Genomic DNA, 15849 nt, shown 5'->3' with positions numbered 1-15849 from the left:
AGGGATCGAGCGCATATGCGACAGCCCTGCCTGCGGTGGCGAGTTCCGCCGCCGTCAGGCGCAGTCATGCCGGCAAGGCACGGTGCGATCCGTGTTAGCGGGTACCGTGCGCCGATTGGATCATTATACTGGCCGGAACGTTGCGACAGGCGCGGCGCCGGCCTGGGATGAACCGGCCTGCGGATGAAGGAGCATCGATGAGCGAGACCATTGGCCACCCCGATCCCGGCCTCGATCTGTCCGACGGATTCAAGCCGCACACCTCGCATTGGGGCGTGTTCTCGGCGCGGCTCGGCAAGGCGGGTCTCGAAGTCAGGCCCTATGCCGGCGATCCCGATCCGAACGGCATCATCAACAATTTCCCCGGCGCGCTGCGCCACCAGGCGCGCATCGCGCAGCCCGCGATCCGCCGCGGCTGGCTCGAGCGCGGGCCCGGCCCGGACGATCGCCGCGGCCGCGACGAGTTCGTCTCGGTCAGCTGGGAGCAGGCGCTCGATCTGCTCGGCGGCGAGCTGACGCGGATCCGCGACACGATCGGCCCCGGCGCGGTGTTCGGCGGCTCCTACGGCTGGTCGAGCGCGGGCCGCTTCCACCACGCGCAGAGCCAGGTGCATCGCTTCCTCAACATCGCCATGGGTGGCTATGTCCGTTCGGTGAACACCTATTCCTCGGGCGCGTCCTCGGTGCTGCTGCCGCAGATCCTGACCGGCTACGAGGACATCACCAAGCGCAACGTCACCTGGGAGCAGATCGCAGCCGAGACCGACATCGTGCTGGCGTTCGGCGGCATGGCGCTGAAGAACTCGATGGTGGCCGGCGGCTCGATCAGCAAGCATGTCGAGCGCGGCGCGATGGAAGCCGCGCAGCGGCGCGGCTGCCAATTCATCCTGGTCAGTCCGCTGCGCGACGATCTCCCGGTCGAGGCCGGCGCCGAATGGCTGACGGCCACACCCGGCACCGACACCGCGCTGATGCTCGGCATCGTCCACACTTTGGTCAACGAGGGCTTGCACGATCAGGCCTTCCTCGATCGCTACACCGAGGGCTGGCCGGTGTTCCTGCGCTATCTGACCGGCGAGACCGACGGTGTGCCCAAGAGCGCCGAATGGGCCGCGGCGATCTGCGGCATCGATGCCGGCACCATCAAGACGCTCGCCCGCCGGCTCGCCGGGCGGCGCGCGCTGATCACCGTGTCGCATTCGCTGCAGCGCGCCGAGCATGGCGAGCAGCCGGTGTGGATGGGCATGGTGCTGGCGGCGGCGCTCGGCCAGATCGGCCTGCCCGGCGGCGGCTACGCCTATTCGCTCGGCGCGATCGGCTATTACGGTCGCCGCGTCAACGCGGTGCCCGGGCCGACGCTCGGGCAGGGCCGCAACGGCGTCGCCGACTTCATTCCGGTCGCGCGCATCGCCGACATGCTGCTCAATCCCGGCACCAGCTATCGCTACAATGGCGAGACGCGCACCTATCCGGACATCCGCCTCGTCTACTGGGCCGGCGGCAATCCGTTCCACCATCACCAGGACCTCAACCGCCTGCGCAAGGCGTTTGCGCGGCTCGACACGCTTGTCGTGCACGAGCTCGCCTGGACCGCCACGGCGCGTCACGCCGACATCGTGCTGCCCTCGACCATGACGCTGGAGCGCGAGGACATCGGCTATTCCAGCAACGATCCCTTGATGGTCGCGATGCACCGGATCGCCGAACCGTTCGGCCTTGCGCGCGACGACTACGAGATCTTCGCCGATCTCGCCGAGCGGTTAGGGGCCCGCGAGCCCTTCACCGAGGGGCGCACGTCGCGACAATGGCTGGAACATCTCTACGAGCCGACCCGCAAGGCGCTCGCCGCGCGCGGGCTCGAAGCCCCGAGCTTCGAGGAGTTTTGGCAACGCGGGAGCCTGGTGGTGCCGCAGCATCTCGACGACGGCGGCTCGCTGCGCCGTTTTCGAGAGGACCCGGTCGCGCGGCCGCTGCCGACGCCGAGCGGCGGCATCGAGATCTTCTCGCGGAAGATCGCAGGTCATGGCGATGCGGATTGCCCGGGCCATCCGGTCTGGCTCGAGAAGACCGACACGCCGACATCAGGCGCGCCGTGCTTCCTGGTCGCCAACCAGCCGGTGACGCGTTTGCACAGCCAGCTCGACTTCGGTGGTCACTCGCTTGACGCCAAGCATCGCGGCCGCGAGGTCGCGCGCATGAATCCGCGCGACGCAACCGCGCGCGGCATCGCCGACGGCGACATCATCCGCATCTTCAACGCGCGCGGCGCCTGCCTTGCCGCGGTGCATGTCACCGACGGGATCGCGCCCGGCGTGGTTCAGCTGCCGACCGGCGCCTGGTACGACCCGATGGACCCCGAGGAGGATGCGCCGCTCTGCGTGCACGGCAATCCGAACGTGCTGACGCGCGACATCGGCACGTCATCCTTCGCGCAGGGCTGCACCGGCCAGCTGACGAGCGTCGAGGTCGAGCGTTTCAACGGCAATCTGCCGCCGATCCGGGCGTTCGATCCGGCGTAGAGGGGGACCGCAGCCGATCACGAACAAATCATCAGTGGGTGCTGGATGGCGTTCAGCCGTTCGGCTACGGCATCACGAGATCGACCCTGATTTTCGGACCTGTCCAGATGCACCTGAAAACCCTGTTTCACCTTGCCGTCGCTGCGACCGTCGCGCTCGGTTCGTCCAACGCATTGGCGCAATCGGCCGCCGAGCCGGCCTATGGACCGGAGCTGCAGGGTTTCGACTATCCCTATCCGGTGGAGCATTATCGCTTCAGCTCGCAGGGGCAGGAGCTCGACATGGCCTATCTCGACGTCAAGCCGGCGACGCCGAACGGCCAGACCGCGGTGCTGCTGCACGGCAAGAATTTCTGTGCTGCGACCTGGGACGGCACCATCAAGGCGCTCAGCGGCGCCGGCTACCGCGTGATCGCGATGGACCAGATCGGCTTCTGCAAGTCCAGCAAGCCGGAGCGCTATCAGTTCACCTTCCAGCAGCTCGCCGGCAACAGCCGCGCGCTGCTCGCCTCGCTCGGCATCGCGCATTCGATCATGGTCGGCCACTCGACCGGCGGCATGCTCGCGATGCGCTATGCCCTGATGTATCCGGAGGCCACCGACCAGCTGGTGCTGGTCGATCCGATCGGCCTGGAGGACTGGAAAGCCAAGGGCGTGCCGTGGCTCAGCCTCGACGGCTGGATGCAGCGCGAGACGCGCGTCACCGCGGACAGCATCCGCGCCTATGAGCGCGCCACCTATTACGCCGACACCTGGGATGCGTCCTACGAGACGTGGGTGCAGATGCTGGCCGGCATGTATCGCGGTCCGGGCCGCGCTGCCGTGGCGTCGAGCTCGGCGCGGCTCTACGACATGATCGCGACCCAGCCGGTGTTCTACGAATTCGAGCAGATCAAGCCGCCGACGCTGCTGTTCGTCGGCGACAAGGACACCACCGCGATCGGCAAGGACACCGCACCGCCGGAGATTCGCAAGACGCTCGGTAATTATCCGGTACTGGGCAAGGAGGCCGCGAAGCGGATTCCGCATGCGCAGCTGATCGAATTCCCTGACCTCGGCCATTCGCCGCAGATCCAGGCGCCGGCGCGCTTCCACGAGGCGCTGCTCGGCTGGCTGCAGCATCCGGAGACCGGCGCGACGCTGGTCAAGTAGGAGGCGGCGACACAAGCGAGCGACATCATGACGACAGCGGAACTGGTCAGTGTGTTCACGGTCGATGGGCAGGGCGGCAATCCCTGTCCGATCGTGGTGGATGCAAGCGGCATGAGCGCCGCCGAGATGCAGGACGTCGCCCGCCGCCACGGTCACGAGTCCGGCTTCGTGTTGCCGGCGCAGAGCGACGACTTCGACGCCACGTTCCGTTTCTTCGTTCCGAATCACGAAATGGAAATGTGCGGCCACGCGACCATCGGTGCGCTCTGGCTGCTTGCGCGCCAGGGCAAGCTGCCCGGCGACACCATGCGGATCTCGACGCGCAGCGGTCCGGTCACCGGCTTCATCAGCCGTGATCGTCACGGCGAGCCCAGTGTCGAGATCACCCAGCCGGCCGGGAAGACCGTTCCGCTCACCACGGGGCAACGCGATGACGTGCTGCGGGCGCTCGCGGTCGGGCCGCAAGCGATCGATGCGACAACACCGTGCAATGCCGTCACATCGCGGATCAAGACCCTGATCCCGATGCGCTCCCCCGAAGCGCTGAATGCGCTCGATCCCGCGACAGGGGACGTCGAGGCGGTCTGCGGCCGGATCGGATCGACCGGGCTCTATCCATTCGCCGTGATCGACCGAAAGGCTCGCCTGTTCGAGGCGCGGCAATTCCCGCGCTCCTCCGGCTATCGGGAGGATGCCGCAACCGGCATTGCGGCCGCGGCGCTGGCGTTCGGCCTGCTCGATTATGGCTTGGTCGCTCCTGATGACGACGAGATCCGGATCCTGCAGGGCAGGGCGATGGGGCGGCTGTCTGAGATTCGCGTCCGTATCGGCTTCGCCGGCGGCCGTCCTGTCGGCTGCCTGCTTGGCGGCAATGTCGCGCTGATGGCTGCGCCGTCACACTGAGCAGCCGCCAGCGCAAGGCGAGCCGGCTTCGTAAACAGTATCCAGGTCTAATCAGCGGCGCGCCTGGCCCGCTCCTGCGCCTTGGCGTGCACCGGTGATGATTTCCGCGCACCGGGGCCCGGATGCACGTGGACCGCCTTCGCGCTCAGCGGCTCGCCGCATTCCGAACAGACCATGACGGGATCGAACATCTTCTTGCAGGTCTTGTGTTCGTGCAGCATCGGCCGGCCGCGCGAATCGACCATGTGGACGTTGCCCCAGTGCACGATCGACATGATGATCGGATAGAGGTCGAGCCCCTTCTGCGTCAGGATGTATTCGTAACGCTTCGGCGCCTCCTGATACGGAATCTTGCGCAGCACGCCGAAGCGCACCAGCTTTTTCAGTCGGTCGGCAAGCAGATGCCGGGTGATCCCGAGCGACGCCTGGAAGTCATCGAACCTGCGGATGCGCAGGAAACATTCGCGCAGGACCAACAGGCTCCAGCGGTCGCCGATGACAGCCACCGTGCGGGCCACCGAGCACGGCTCCTCCTCGAGGGCATCCCATTTCATCAGCATCTCCTGCGGCCGGCGACGATATCGCTTAGTAAAATTCTAAAACAGAACTAACGTCATTTCAATAGGATGCCTCGTTTGAAGCCACACTTTGGCGATTGGATGACAAATATCATATTGACAGTTCTAAAATAGAACTTAAGGTCCCGGCTCGATCAACGCGGCGGCTGACGGCCGCTGGCAATCGAAGGGAAGGGCGTTCCATGGCTGCTCCACTCAAGGTCGAATTCCATTTCGATTTTGGAAGTCCGAACGCCTATCTGGCGGAACTGGCGCTGCCCGACATCGAGAAGCGCACCGGCGTGAAATTCGACTACATCCCGGTGCTGCTCGGCGGCGTCTACAAGGCGACCGGCAACATGTCGCCCGGCGAGTCGCTGCGCGGCATCAAGAACAAGCCGGAATATAACGCGCTCGAGACCGAGCGCTTCCTGCGCCGGCACAACATCACGACGTTCAAGACGAACCCGTTCTTCCCGGTCAACACGCTGATGCTGATGCGCGGCGTCGTCGCTGCCGATTTCGAAGGGCTGTTCGAGCCGTACTTTCGCGCCGCCTATCACCACATGTGGTCCGAGCCCAAGAAGATGGACGATCCGCAGGTGTTCCGCGAAGCGTTCCTGTCCTCCGGCCTCGATATCGACCGCATCATCGCCCGCGCCCAGCAGGACGAGGTGAAGAAGAAGCTGATCGACAACACCAGCAACGCGGTGGCGCGCGGCTCGTTCGGCTCGCCGACCTTCTTTGTCGGCGACGAGATCTTCTTCGGCAAGGACAAGCTGCGCGAGGTCGAGGACGAGATCGTCGCGCAGCTGGCCGCGGGGCGGCGCAAGACCGCCTGAGCGGGAAAATTCCTCAAGGCAACAAATCAGGCCCAAAGGGCTGTCACAGGGAGGTTTCAGTGCAGGCGTCGACCCAGTTTGAAGGAAGTGTGGAAGGCTTGCCGAACCGCATCCACGAGGTGATCGATCACCACGCCGGGGCGACGCCCGATCATCCGGCGCTGATCGACGACAAGATGCGGCTGACCTATCGCGAGCTCGACCGAACGGTCGGTCGCGTCGCCGAGGCGCTGCGGGCACTCGGCATCCGCGCCGGCGACCGCATGATGATCGTGAGCGAGAATTCGATCCCGCTCGCCTGCCTGCTGCTGGCGGCGAGCCGGCTCGATGTCTGGTCCATCGTGGTCAATCCGCGGCTGTCGCCGCGTGAGCTCGACCAGATCAGGGATCACAGCGGCGCCCGCCGCGTGTTGCTGACCGCCGACGTCTCGCAGGAAGCGGCGACGCATGCCGCACGTTACGAGGCCGCCGTGCAGGATGTCGGGCCGCTCCGCGGCGTCGCCGTCACCGGCCTGAACCTGGCAACGGTGGCGGAGCCGGTCGAGGCCGACGGCGCAAACCAGGTCGCGGTTCTCATCTACACCTCCGGCACCACGGGCACGCCGAAGGGCGTGATGCTGACCCATCGCAATCTGTTGTTCAGCGCCCGGGCGACGGCAAGCTTCCGAAAGATGGCGGCCGATGACGTGCAATATTGCGTGCTGCCGATCTCGCATATCGTCGGCATCTCGTTGCTGACCATGACCTTGATGATCGGCGCCACCGTGCGTCTGGTGGCGAAATACGATCCGGCCGCGCTGGTCAAGGCGATGACTGAAGAGGGCATCACGATCCTGAACGGCGTGCCCGCGACCTATCAGCGTCTGCTCGAATATCGGCGCAATGCCGGCCTGCCGAAGCTCGATCGCGGCCGGTTGCGCGTGATCTCGGTGGCCGGCGCGCCGCTTGACCTCGATCTCAAGTCACGGGTCGAGCAGGAGCTCGGGCTGCCGCTGCTCAACGGCTATGGCATCACCGAATGCTCGCCGGGTATCTCCGGCGTCCGGCCCGACAACCCGCGGGCCGACCATGCGGTCGGCACCGTTATGCCCGGCCTCGAGGCCAAGTTGGTCGGCCGCGACCTCAAGCCGGTTGCGGCAGGCGAAGTTGGCGAGCTGCATGTTCGCGGCCCCAACGTGATGCGCGGCTATTACCGCGCGCCCGACCTGACGGCGAAGGCGATCGATCCCGACGGCTGGTTCAACACCGGGGATCTGGCCCGCTTCGAGAATGATGCGCTCTACATCGTCGGGCGAACCAAGGAGATGATCATCCGCTCCGGGTTCAACGTCTATCCGGCCGAGATCGAGGCGGTGCTGAGCACGCACGACGCAGTGGTGCAGTGCGCCGTGGTCGGCCGGCCGGTCGAGGGCAATGAAGAGGTGGTCGCCTTTGTGCAGCTGATCAAGGGCTCGACCGCCACCGTACAGGACCTGATGGCGCATATTGCCCCGCAACTCACCTCGTACAAGCGGCCGTCGGAGATTATCCTGATGGACGCGCTGCCCGCGACATCGACGGGCAAGCTGCTGAAGCACAAGCTGGCGGAGTCGCTGCGCGGCTGAGGCTGAGCCGCCGCCGCGAGCCAGTTCACTCAAACAAGACCGGAGTACACCATGCAGAAGCGAAACAGGACAGTGGCCGTCATTGGTGCCGGTGATTTCATCGGCGGCGAGATCGCCAAGAAGTTCGCCTCGGAAGGCTTTACGATCTTCGCCGGCCGCCGCAACGGCGACAAGCTGGCGCCGCTGGTCAAGGAGATCGAGGCCGCCGGCGGCGAGATCCACGCGCGCTCGCTCGATGCGCGCAAGGAGGAGGAGATCACGGCCTTCCTCAATGACGCCGACAAGCATGCGCCGCTGGAGGTCTGCATCTTCAACATCGGCGCCAATGTCAATTTCCCGATCCTCGAGACCACCGAGCGGGTGTTCCGCAAGGTCTGGGAGATGGCCTGCTATTCCGGCTTCCTCGCCGGACGCGAGGCGGCGCGGCTGATGACGGCGCGCGGCGAGGGCAACATCTTCTTCACCGGCGCCACCGCCTCGCTGCGCGGCGGCAGCGGCTATGCCGCCTTTGCCAGCGCCAAGTTCGGTTTGCGCGCCGTGGCGCAGGCGATGGCCCGCGAGCTGGGGCCGAAGAACATCCATGTCGCGCATCTGATCATCGATTCCGGCGTCGACACCGAATGGGTCCGGCAGCGCCGTATCGAGGCGCTCGGCCCGAACGCGCTCGACAATCCCGATCTCTTGATGCCGCCGGCGTCGGTCGCGGGCGCCTATTGGCAGCTCTATCAGCAGCCCAAGAGCGCCTGGACCTTTGAACTGGAAATCCGGCCCTTCGGCGAGAAGTGGTAGGGAGCCCTGCAGATGGAGCTCGCGCTATCCCCTGAAGATGCGGCGTTCCGAGACGAGGTTCGCGCCTTCATCAAGGACAATTATCCGGCGGAGATGCGCGTCGCCAATCCGGAGACCGATCTCTCCAAGGAGCAGATGCTGCTGTGGCATCGCATCCTGCACAAGAAGGGCTGGATCGCGCCGCTCTGGCCCAGGGAATATGGCGGGCCCGGCTGGTCGATCACCCGCCGCTTCATCTTCGAGCAGGAGACGACGCGTGCCGGCACCATGCCGCCGCTGGCATTCAGCGTCACCATGGTCGGCCCGGTCATCTACACCTTCGGCAACGATGCGCAGAAAAGGAAATTCCTGCCGCGTATCCTGTCCGGCGAGGACTGGTGGTGCCAGGGCTATTCGGAGCCGGGGTCCGGCTCCGACCTCGCCACCGTGCGCACCAAAGCGGTGCGCGACGGTGACCATTACATCGTCAACGGCCACAAGACCTGGACCACACTGGCGCAGCATGCCGACTGGATCTTCTGCCTGGTTCGTACCGATCCCACGGCCAAGCCGCAGTCCGGCATCTCGTTCCTCTTGATCGACATGAAGTCGCCCGGCGTCACGGTGCGCCCGATCATCACGATCGACGGCTCGCACGAGGTCAATGACGTCTTCCTGGAGAACGTCCGCGTTCCCGCCGAGAACCTGATCGGCGAGGAGAACAAGGGCTGGACCTACGCCAAATTCCTGCTCGGCAATGAGCGCACCAGCATGGCCGGCATCGGCCGTTCGACGCGCTATATCGAGCGGCTGAAGAAGATCGTCAAAGCGGAGATCCCGGAAGACGATCCGGCGCATCTGGAGTTCATCAGGGATATCGCCCGCGTCGAGCTCGACGTGCTGGCGCTGGAGGCGACCGAGCTTCGCGTCGTCGCCCAGATGGCGCGCGGCATCGATCCGGGACCGGCGGCCTCGCTGTTCAAGATCCGCGGCACCGAAATCTTCCAGGACATCACCGAGCTGACGCATCGGGCGATCGGCAATTACGGGCTTGCGATCCGCGAGCATCCGGTCAGCGCCAACCACTTCATGCCGGGCCCCGACTACGGCCACACCGCGTCTGAGAAATATCTGAACTCGCGCAAGCTCTCGATCTACGGCGGGTCGAACGAGATCCAGCGCAACATCATCGCCAAGGCGGTGCTTGGACTCTAGAGCATGATCCGGAAAAGTGTGAAGCGGTTTTCCGAGGAGATCATGCTCAAACAAGGAGCTAAGGCGCATCTCATCGCGCTTTAGCGGCAACGAGGATGGGATGGATATCCAGTTCACGGAAGAGCAGGAATTGTTGCGGTCCAGCGTTCAGCGGCTGCTGCGCGATCAGTATGATTTCGATGCCCGGCGCAAGATCGTCGCGAGCGAGGAGGGTTTTGGCCGCAAGCAATGGGCTGAATTCGCCGAGCTCGGTCTGCTCGCCGCACCGTTCTCCGAAGCGGTCGGAGGGCTCGGCGGCGGGCCGCTGTCGACCATGATCATCATGCAGGAGTTCGGCCGGCATCTTGTCGTGGAGCCCTTCGTCGAGACGGTCGTCGTGGCGGGTGGCTTGATCGAGCAGGCGGGTTCCGACGCGCAGCAGCAAGCGTTCATCGCCGACATCATCGCAGGTACGAAGCTTTGGGCGCTGGCCTGGACCGAGAAGGGCTCGCGGTTCGATCTCGCCACCGTCACCACCACGGCGCGCCGCGACGGCAACGATTATGTGCTCACCGGCGAGAAGACGGCGGTGCTCGCCGCGCCGTGGGCGGATTATCTGATCGTCTCCGCGCGCACCTCGGGCCATCGCCATGATCGTGGCGGCGTCAGCCTGTTTGTGGTCGATCGCCGGGCGGCCAATCTCGACCTGCAAAGCTTCAAGACGATCGATGGCCGCAGGGCGGCCGAGGTCAGCCTGCGCGGCGTGCGCGCGGAATTGCTCGGTAACGAGGGCGAGGGCGTCGCCGCGCTGGAAGCCTGCCGCAACCGCGCCATCGGCGCGCTCTGCGCCGAGGCGGTCGGCGCGATCGGCGAACTGAACGCTGCGACCCTGGACTATTCCAAGACGCGAAAGCAGTTCGGCGTCACGATCGGCAGCTTCCAGGTGCTGCAGCACCGGATGGTCGACATGTTCATCGCGCATCAGGAGGCGCTGTCGCTGATGCAGCATCTCAGCCTCAGTCTCAGCGACGATGAGGCCGGCGTCTCCCGGCTGGCCTCGGGTGCCAAGTCGAAGATCGGCTATGCCGGCAAGTTCGTCGCCGACCAGGCGGTGCAGCTGCATGGCGGCATGGGCATGACCGACGAGCTCAATGTCGGCCACTACTTCAAGCGGATTTCCTCCATCAACATCCAGTTCGGCGATCCCGCCTATCACGTGCTGCGCTATGCGCAGCTCGACGCGGCCGCCTGATTCAGAGAGGCAAGCATGTCACAGGATGCAGTCATCGTTTCCACCGCGCGCACCGGCGTCGGCAAGGCCTATCGCGGCGCGCTGAACAACACCGACGGCCCGACCCTCGCCGGTCATGTGATGGCCGAAGCCGTGAAGCGCGCCGGCATCGCGCCGGGCGAGGTCGAGGACGTGGTGATGGGCTGCGCCATGCAGCAGGGCACCATGGTGATGAACGTCGCGCGCAAGGGCGCCATCCGCGCCGGGCTGCCGGTGACGGTCGCCGGCACCACCATCGACCGGCAATGCGCCTCCGGCCTGCAGGCGATCGCGGTCGCCGCCCGCTCTGTCATGCTCGACGGAGTCGAGATCGCGATCGGCGGCGGCATCGAGTCGATCAGCCTGGTGCAGAACGAGCACATGAACAGGTTCCATGCCGTCGACGACGAGCTGATGGCAATGAAGCCCGAGATGTACATGTCGATGCTGGAGACCGCCGAGGTCGTCGCCGAGCGTTACGGGATCGGGCGCGACAAGCAGGACGAATACAGCCTCGAATGCCAGCGCCGCGTCGGCGCCGCGCTGCAGGGCGGCCGCTTCAACGACGAGATCGTGCCGATCACGACCATAATGGCCGTGGTCAACAAGGATACCAAGGAAGTCAGCTATCAAGAGATGACGCTGGCGAAGGATGAGGGCCCGCGGCCGGATACCACGGCGGATGGGCTCGCCAAGATCAAGCCGGTGTTCGAGGGCAAGACCATCAGTGCCGGCAACGCCAGCCAGCTCTCGGACGGCGCCTCGGCTTGCGTGATCATGAGCGACAAGGTTGCCGCGCAGAAGGGCCTGAAGCCGCTCGGCATCTTCCGCGGCTTCGTCGCCGCCGGCGTCGAGCCGGACGAGATGGGCGTCGGCCCGGTTGCCGCGATCCCGCGGCTGTTGAAACGGCATAGCCTCAAGATCGACGACATCGATCTCTGGGAGCTCAACGAGGCCTATGCGGTGCAGGTGATCTATTGCCGTGACAAACTCGGCATCGATCCGGACAAGCTGAACGTCAACGGCGGCTCGATCGCGATCGGCCATCCCTATGGCATGACCGGCGCGCGGCTCACCGGCCACCTCCTGATCGAGGGCCGGCGGCGCAAGGCGAAATACGGCGTGGTGACCATGTGCATCGGTGGCGGCATGGGCGCGGCGGGCCTATTTGAAATCGTCCACTGAGCGGCAACGCGGGAGAGACTTGTGAAGACAGCAATCACTGAACTGTTCGGTATCCAGCATCCGATCATCCAGGGCGGCATGCACTATGTCGGCTTCGCCGAGATGGCGGCGGCGGTGTCCAACGCCGGGGGCCTCGGGATCATCACCGGCCTGACCCAGAGGACGCCGGAGCTGCTGGCCAAGGAGATCGCGCGCTGCCGCGACATGACCGACAAGCCGATCGGCGTGAACCTGACCTTCCTGCCGAGTTTCACCGCGCCGCCCTATCCGGAATATATCGCTGTTATCCGCGAGGCCGGCGTCAAGGCGGTGGAGACCGCCGGCCGCAGCCCGGAGCAGTACATGCCGGCGCTGAAGGCGGCCGGCATCAAGGTGATCCACAAATGCACCTCGGTGCGGCATTCGCTGAAGGCCGAGAAGATCGGCTGCGACGCCGTCAGCGTCGACGGTTTCGAGTGCGGCGGCCATCCCGGCGAGGACGACATCCCGAACATGATCCTGCTGCCGCGTGCGGCGGACGAACTGAAGATCCCGTTCGTCGCCTCGGGCGGCATGGCCGATGCGCGCAGCCTTGTCGCCGCGCTGTCGATGGGCGCGGCCGGCATGAACATGGGCACGCGCTTCATCGCGACCAAGGAAGCGCCGGTTCATCCCAACGTGAAGCAGGCGCTGCTCGACGCCGACGAGCTCGACACCCGTCTCGTGATGCGCGCGCTGCGCAACACCGAGCGGGTGCTGAAGAACAAGGGCGTCGATGAGCTGCTCGAGATCGAGCGCGAGAGGGGCGCCAGGCTGAAGATCGAGGATATCCACGAGCAGGTCGCCGGCGTCTATCCGAAGGTGATGATCGACGGCGAGATGGATGCCGGCGCCTGGAGCTGCGGCATGGTGGTCGGCCTGATCAATGACATCCCGACCGTCAAGGAGCTGATCGACCGCATCATGGCTGAAGCCGAAGCGATCATCCGGCAGCGGTTGACCGGCTTCCTCGACGGCAAATTCGAAACCACGCCGGCCCGCGCGGTCGCCTGACGGGAGAGTGCCATGACCGAGCATGTCAAGGTTGAGATCGCCGCCGGCGTCATGACGCTGACCTTGCAGCGGCCCGAGAAGAAGAACGCGCTGACCGGCGCCATGTACAATGTCATGTCCGCGGCGCTCAAGCAGGTGGAGGCGGATGCCTCCGTCCGGGTGATCCTGTTCCAGGGCGACGGCGACAGCTTCACCGCGGGCAATGATCTGGCTGACTTCGCAAGCCAGGCGCGCGGTGAAAGCGCTGTCGACAGTCCGGCCCACACTTTCATCGAAACCATCAGCAAGGTCGGCAAGCCGCTGGTCGCGGCCGTGCAGGGCAATGCGGTCGGCGTCGGCACCACCATGCTGCTGCACTGCGACCTGGTCTATCTCGCCGAGAACGCGCGGCTGATCACGCCCTTCGTCAACCTCGCGCTGGTTCCGGAAGCGGCGTCGAGCTGGCTGCTTCCCTTAAGGATCGGGCATGCGCGCGCCTATGCGATGTTCGCGCTCGGCGAACCGATGGACGCGCAGGGCGCGCTGGCATCTGGTCTCGCCAACGCCGTGGTGCCGCAGGCCGATCTGCGCAAGAGAGCGCATGACGCGGCGGTCGCGCTGACCAGGCGGCCGGCGGGGTCGCTCAGCATGACCAAGAAGCTGATGCGCGAGCAGCAGAAGATCGCGGCGCAGATCGCCGAGGAAGGCGTGTTGTTCAAGGAGCGGCTGACGACGCCCGAGGCGCGCGAGGCCTTTACCGCCTTCGCCGAACGGCGGCAGCCTGATTTCACCAAGCTGTCGGCCTGACCGACAGCGGAACTCACGGACACATCGAGGGAGTGAAAGCATGCGCGTCACCGGCAGCCATCAATACCCGACCATGGAATCCGTGATCTACGGCAGGCCGGCAGCCGAAGCGCTGCGCGAGGAGGCCGAGCGGCTGGGCGCGAGGCGCGTCTACCTGATCGCCAGCCGGACGTTGAACACCACGACCGACGAGATCGAGAAAATCCGTCAAGCCCTCGGCGACCGCCATGCCGCGACCTTCGACGGCGTGCCGCAGCACACGACGAGGGATGTCGTGACGCAGATCGCGCGGCAGGCCAGCGAGGCCAAGGCGGACCTCGTGGTCGCGATCGGCGGCGGCTCGGTGGTCGATGCGGCGAAGATCGTGCTGATGTGCATCGAGCACGCGATCTTCAAGCCGGATGGCCTCGACGGCTTCGAGACCACGCCGGACCGCCGCTTCGGGCCATTCCGGTCGCCGAAGGTCCGGATGATCGCGATCCCCAGCACGCTGTCCGGCGGCGAATACAATTCCGGCGCGCTGGTCACCGATACCGGCCGCAAGCTGAAGCAGATCTTCAACCATCCGATGATGATGCCGCGCAGCATCATCCTCGATCCCGCGATCACGAAATATACGCCCGAGAAGCTCTGGCTCGGTTCCGGGACGCGGGCGATGGATCACGGCATCGAGGCGATCTGCTCCAGCCGCCCCAACGTACTGGTCGACGCCGTGTGCCAGCAGGGGCTGCGCTATCTGCATGACGGCCTGCTGCGCACCAAAGCTAAACCCGACGACGAGGCGGCGCGGCTGAGCTGCCAGCTGGGCTCCTGGCTGTCGGCGTTCGGATTGCAGTCGCGGGTACCGATGGGCGCCAGTCACGCCATCGGTCATGTGCTCGGCGGCACCTGCGATGTGCCGCATTATTTCTGCACGGCGGTGATGATGCCGAGCGTGCTCCGCTACAACCGCCCGGCGACGGAAGCCGCCCAGCAATCGATCGCCGCCGCGCTCGGCGCGCCGGGGCGTGACGCCGGCGAAGCCTTCGCGGCGTTCATCGCGGAACTCGGCCTGCCGCGCCGGCTTGCCGATGTCGGCGTCGGCGAAGATCGGTTTGAGCTGATCGGCCGGAACGCCATGCTGTCGATCTTCACCCGGGCCAACCCGCAGCCGATCCGCGAACCCGCCGACGTCGTCAAGATCCTGAAGCTCGCCGCCTGAGGCATTAGCACCGGAGCAATCCACCATGGCCGCCTTGCGCATCTTCTCCTATTTGCCGAACCCGCGCGTCTGGAAGGCGACCATCGCGGCGCGGTTCTGCGGTGTCGATGTCGAGGTCAGGGGTGCCTCCGGCAAGGAGTTGCGCGACTGGTTGTGGGACTATGATGCCCGTCCGCTGGCGGAGCATGAGCGCGCCTCGCTGTCGTCGCTGGCGCGGACCGGGCGGGTCGGACTGACCGGCGCGCAGCTCTTCAAGACCGATGCGTTCATGGCGGCGCAGCCGTTCGGCAATGTGCCGGCGGCATTCGGCGCCGACGGCAAGGTCGGGATCTTCGAATCGAACAGCATCATGCGCGCGGTGGCGCGGCTCGGCGAGGCAGCGTTCCCGCTCTATGGACGCGACGCCTATGAGGCGTCCAGGATCGACAGCTTTCTCGACGTCAGCCTGGTGTTTGCGCGGGACTCGCAAATCTATCTGCTGGCGCTGTCGGGCGGCACCGTCGATGCGGCCATTCATGCGCGGGCCAAGGATGCGTTCGCGATCTTTGCGTCCGGGATCGAGCAGGCGCTGTTGCCACGGCGGGAGGTGCTGGTCGGGAGCGGCATCTCGATTGCCGACATCTGCTTTGCCGCCGAACTCGCATTGTTCATGAACGAACACGCGCGGGCCGAGCAGCTGCGCAAGCAGGGGTTGGCGAAAATCCTGCACCCGGGCGTGCAGGATGAGTATCCGCTGATGTTTGCCCACTTTGATCGCCTGATCGCGCACGCGCATATCGGGCCGGACCTCAAGCCTTACGTCGAGAAGCTGCTGTCGAAGGCCGCCGCCTGACCATG

The 15849-nt window shown here is 65.6% G+C and carries 14 protein-coding genes; 13 read left to right on the top strand and 1 reads right to left on the bottom strand.

From position 1 onward, the window contains the following. The first annotated feature begins 197 nt into the window (after positions 1 to 197). The 3 genes from ACVWYP_RS37385 to ACVWYP_RS37375 all read left to right on the top strand — a co-directional run bounded on the left by ACVWYP_RS37385 (position 198) and on the right by ACVWYP_RS37375 (position 4573). Positions 198 to 2519, top strand: a complete 2322-nt coding sequence (locus ACVWYP_RS37385; RefSeq protein ID WP_304496844.1) for a molybdopterin guanine dinucleotide-containing S/N-oxide reductase — start codon at positions 198 to 200, stop codon at positions 2517 to 2519. Positions 2520 to 2626: 107 nt separating this feature from the next. Then, positions 2627 to 3670: an alpha/beta fold hydrolase gene (locus tag ACVWYP_RS37380; protein WP_304496843.1), complete on the top strand. Its 1044-nt coding sequence runs from the start codon at positions 2627 to 2629 to the stop codon at positions 3668 to 3670. Between the two features lie 27 nt (positions 3671 to 3697). Then, positions 3698 to 4573 carry a PhzF family phenazine biosynthesis protein gene (locus tag ACVWYP_RS37375; RefSeq protein WP_304496842.1) on the top strand — a complete coding sequence of 292 codons (876 nt, stop codon included), beginning with the start codon at positions 3698 to 3700 and terminating at the stop codon, positions 4571 to 4573. Between the two features lie 47 nt (positions 4574 to 4620). Here the strand turns inward: ACVWYP_RS37375 and ACVWYP_RS37370 are convergent, their stop codons facing one another. Beyond that, positions 4621 to 5127: a winged helix-turn-helix transcriptional regulator gene (locus ACVWYP_RS37370; protein ID WP_026193238.1), complete on the bottom strand. Its 507-nt coding sequence runs from the start codon at positions 5125 to 5127 to the stop codon at positions 4621 to 4623. 206 nt (positions 5128 to 5333) lie between these two features. Between ACVWYP_RS37370 and ACVWYP_RS37365 the strand changes: the two genes are divergently transcribed. The 10 genes from ACVWYP_RS37365 to ACVWYP_RS37320 all read left to right on the top strand — a co-directional run bounded on the left by ACVWYP_RS37365 (position 5334) and on the right by ACVWYP_RS37320 (position 15844). After that, entirely contained in the window at positions 5334 to 5972 is a 639-nt protein-coding gene (locus ACVWYP_RS37365) for a 2-hydroxychromene-2-carboxylate isomerase (RefSeq protein WP_038387724.1), read from the top strand. Between the two features lie 59 nt (positions 5973 to 6031). Next, positions 6032 to 7576: a class I adenylate-forming enzyme family protein gene (locus ACVWYP_RS37360; protein ID WP_304496841.1), complete on the top strand. Its 1545-nt coding sequence runs from the start codon at positions 6032 to 6034 to the stop codon at positions 7574 to 7576. A 51-nt stretch (positions 7577 to 7627) separates the two neighbouring features. After that, the gene (locus tag ACVWYP_RS37355) at positions 7628 to 8365 is read left to right on the top strand and encodes an SDR family oxidoreductase (protein WP_253591184.1); all 738 of its coding nucleotides are present in this window, start codon (positions 7628 to 7630) and stop codon (positions 8363 to 8365) included. 12 nt (positions 8366 to 8377) lie between these two features. After that, positions 8378 to 9559, top strand: a complete 1182-nt coding sequence (locus tag ACVWYP_RS37350) for an acyl-CoA dehydrogenase family protein (protein WP_028343319.1) — start codon at positions 8378 to 8380, stop codon at positions 9557 to 9559. A gap of 100 nt (positions 9560 to 9659) precedes the next feature. After that, positions 9660 to 10790 (top strand): acyl-CoA dehydrogenase family protein, encoded by a 1131-nt coding sequence (locus tag ACVWYP_RS37345; RefSeq protein WP_304496840.1) that lies wholly within the window; start codon positions 9660 to 9662, stop codon positions 10788 to 10790. A 15-nt stretch (positions 10791 to 10805) separates the two neighbouring features. Continuing rightward, positions 10806 to 11993 carry an acetyl-CoA C-acyltransferase gene (locus tag ACVWYP_RS37340; RefSeq protein WP_304496839.1) on the top strand — a complete coding sequence of 396 codons (1188 nt, stop codon included), beginning with the start codon at positions 10806 to 10808 and terminating at the stop codon, positions 11991 to 11993. 21 nt (positions 11994 to 12014) lie between these two features. Next, positions 12015 to 13025: an NAD(P)H-dependent flavin oxidoreductase gene (locus ACVWYP_RS37335; protein ID WP_304496838.1), complete on the top strand. Its 1011-nt coding sequence runs from the start codon at positions 12015 to 12017 to the stop codon at positions 13023 to 13025. 12 nt (positions 13026 to 13037) lie between these two features. After that, on the top strand, positions 13038 to 13811 hold the full coding sequence (locus tag ACVWYP_RS37330) for an enoyl-CoA hydratase (protein WP_304496837.1): 774 nt from the start codon (positions 13038 to 13040) through the stop codon (positions 13809 to 13811). A gap of 40 nt (positions 13812 to 13851) precedes the next feature. Beyond that, positions 13852 to 15012: an iron-containing alcohol dehydrogenase gene (locus ACVWYP_RS37325; RefSeq protein ID WP_304496836.1), complete on the top strand. Its 1161-nt coding sequence runs from the start codon at positions 13852 to 13854 to the stop codon at positions 15010 to 15012. A 25-nt stretch (positions 15013 to 15037) separates the two neighbouring features. Beyond that, complete coding sequence (locus ACVWYP_RS37320; RefSeq protein WP_304496835.1) at positions 15038 to 15844, top strand: glutathione S-transferase family protein; 807 nt, start codon at positions 15038 to 15040, stop codon at positions 15842 to 15844. Positions 15845 to 15849 lie beyond the last annotated feature (5 nt).

The organism is Bradyrhizobium sp. USDA 3262 (genome assembly GCF_054060035.1).
This window is presented reverse-complemented; position numbering and strand designations above follow the sequence as displayed.